This window comes from Citrobacter sp. Awk 2 (assembly GCF_028069815.1).
GTDB lineage: Bacteria > Pseudomonadota > Gammaproteobacteria > Enterobacterales > Enterobacteriaceae > Citrobacter.
On record NZ_JANEWL010000192.1, the window covers coordinates 1 to 2,477 of the forward strand.

At 45.9% G+C, this 2,477-nt stretch carries 1 protein-coding gene; it reads right to left on the minus strand.

What is annotated here, in order from left to right; translation table 11 throughout:
- Positions 1-336: 336 nt before the first annotated feature.
- Complete coding sequence (locus NNO02_RS23010; RefSeq protein WP_442867928.1) at positions 337-2,292, minus strand: alkyl/aryl-sulfatase; 1,956 nt, start codon at positions 2,290-2,292, stop codon at positions 337-339.
- Positions 2,293-2,477 lie beyond the last annotated feature (185 nt).

Below are 2,477 nucleotides of genomic sequence, written 5' to 3' on the forward strand. Positions count from 1 at the left end.
CAAATATCCTATGAACAACATTGTTAGTTCATGAATTGTATAAGTTTATGATGTCTGAAATACTTCTTAAATACAGTATGTTAACTATCACTTAAGCAATGAACTAGATTTTTTCTCAACATAAGTTGAATTCAATTAATGCATACCAAACCGAACGCCCTGGCCTTGCCATCAATGGCATATACCATGATGACCTTTCTACCCACTTGACCCTCTAAGGTAGAAATGCGCACACAGCATCTTTGAACACCCATTGCTAATGGACTTGAATCAAGCACAACCCCAGAGAATAAAAAGCCCGCCTGTTATGGCGGGTCTTATCATTTATCTCTAAAATCAGGGTGTTACGATATTAAACCAGAAATCAAAACTATCTAAATAGCTGAGGAATTCATCAACTTTAGCCTGGTTGCCGGTAATAGTCACTTCGCCCTTCTCTTTCGCCTGTTTCAGCGACTCTTTCTTAAGAATGATTTTGTTGAGGGTTGCACGGTTCAAAACAATGGAAGCATCTGCATCGCTGGCCTGTGCATTAGCGCTATGGTTAAGCACGCCATTTTCCAGTTCCAGCTTATATTTTCCGCCATCGCTCCCCAAATCAACGTTAAAGACTGCTTTCGCATTTGCCGCTTTTTCACCATTGATATGTACCGCCAGATAATCAAAGAACATCTCTGGCGACATAGCTTTAACCGTATCCGGACTGGCCGTATTGGGTGTCGCACCTTTCACTACACCGTTACGTAATTCCTGTGCACCGGTCAGATAGAAATTGCGCCACGGGCCGGACTCGGCCTGGTACCCCATCTGTTCAAGTGCATCGGCTTCCAGGTTGCGCGCGTCTTTATTATGCGGATCGGCAAAGACTATCTTGTTAGTCACTTGCGCCACCCAGCGGTAATTCCCCTGAGCATAGTCAGCTTTTGCTTTTTGCATAATGGCATCCGCTCCCCCCATGTAGTCGACATACTTTTTCGCTGCATCAACAGGCGGCAGTTCATCGAGGGTTGCCGGGTTACCGTTAAACCAGCCTAAGTAAAAGACATATGTTGCTTTCACGTCATGACTCACTGAACCGTAATACCCTCGGCTGGCCCATGATTTTGCCAGACCGGATGGCAATTTGAAATTGGCGGCGATTTCATCGCGGGTCAGCCCCTGGTTTGCCATGCGCAAAGTTTGATCGTTAATATAACGGTACATATCACGCTGACTCTTCATTAACTTCACCACATTGTCATTCCCCCAGGTTGGCCAGTGGTGCTGAGCAATAATAATGTTCGCTTTACCCCCCCAGCGAGTAATGACGTCATTGATATATTTCGACCATGCCAGCGGATCGCGGATCTTCGCGCCGCGCAGTGAATAAGTGTTGTGCAAGGTATGTGTGACATCCTCCGCCGCTTCAATCATCCCCTTTTCTTCCACATACCACAGCATTTCTGACGGTGCCTCCGAACCCGGGGCCATCATAAAGTCATAAGTCAGACCATCGATAACTTCTTTCTGTCCGGTATGAGTGATGTAGTTAGTGGGTTCAATCAACGTTACCGTGCCGGCGGAGGTTGTCGTACCAAGGCCCGCGCCTACCTGACCTTTTGCATCGGGCTTCAGCAGGTTGCCATACATATAGCTGGCGCGGCGACTCATCGCATTCCCCGCCATAATGTTTTCCGACACGGCTTCTTTCATAAAGCCAGCCGGTGCATATACTTTTACTTTGCCGGATTTCACATCAGCTTCATCGACAACACCACGCACACCGCCGTAATGGTCAACATGGCTGTGGGTATAAATAACAGCAACAACAGGTCTTTTGCCCCGATTCTGGTAATAGATATCCATTCCTACTTTAGCCGTTTCTGCCGAAACCAGCGGGTCAATAACGGTAATCCCTTCTTTACCTTCCATAATGGTCATGTTCGAAAGATCCAGATTGCGGATCTGATAAACGCCATCAGTGACTTCAAACAAGCCGCCGATATTGATCAATTGTGACTGGCGCCACAGGCTCGGATTCACCGTATCCGGCGCTTTATCGCCCTCTTTAATGAAGGCGTACTGCTGCGGATTCCAGACGGTATTCCCTTGTTTCCCCTTAATCAATTCTTGTGGCAGTGGCGCAATAAAGCCTTTGTGAGCATTAGAAAAATCGGTTTTATCCGTGAACGGGAGTTGTCCGTACAACGCATCATTCGCACTTTTAGTCTGTGCCGTGGCCTCTTTCGCCACCTCTTGTGCCATCGCAGGAAGTGATATTAACGATGCAGAACACACACCCGCCATAACCATATAACCAACTACTTTATTAAGTTTCATAAATCCTCGGCTAATAATATATTAATGTGCAGAAAAGTGTTCTGCATATTTGATCGCTGATTGGTTTTAAAATCGTTGCATGCTGATGATGAACATAATTCAATAATCAAAGGCTATCACGCTCATCTTCTAGCGAAAAACGAAACAGTGTTTAATTT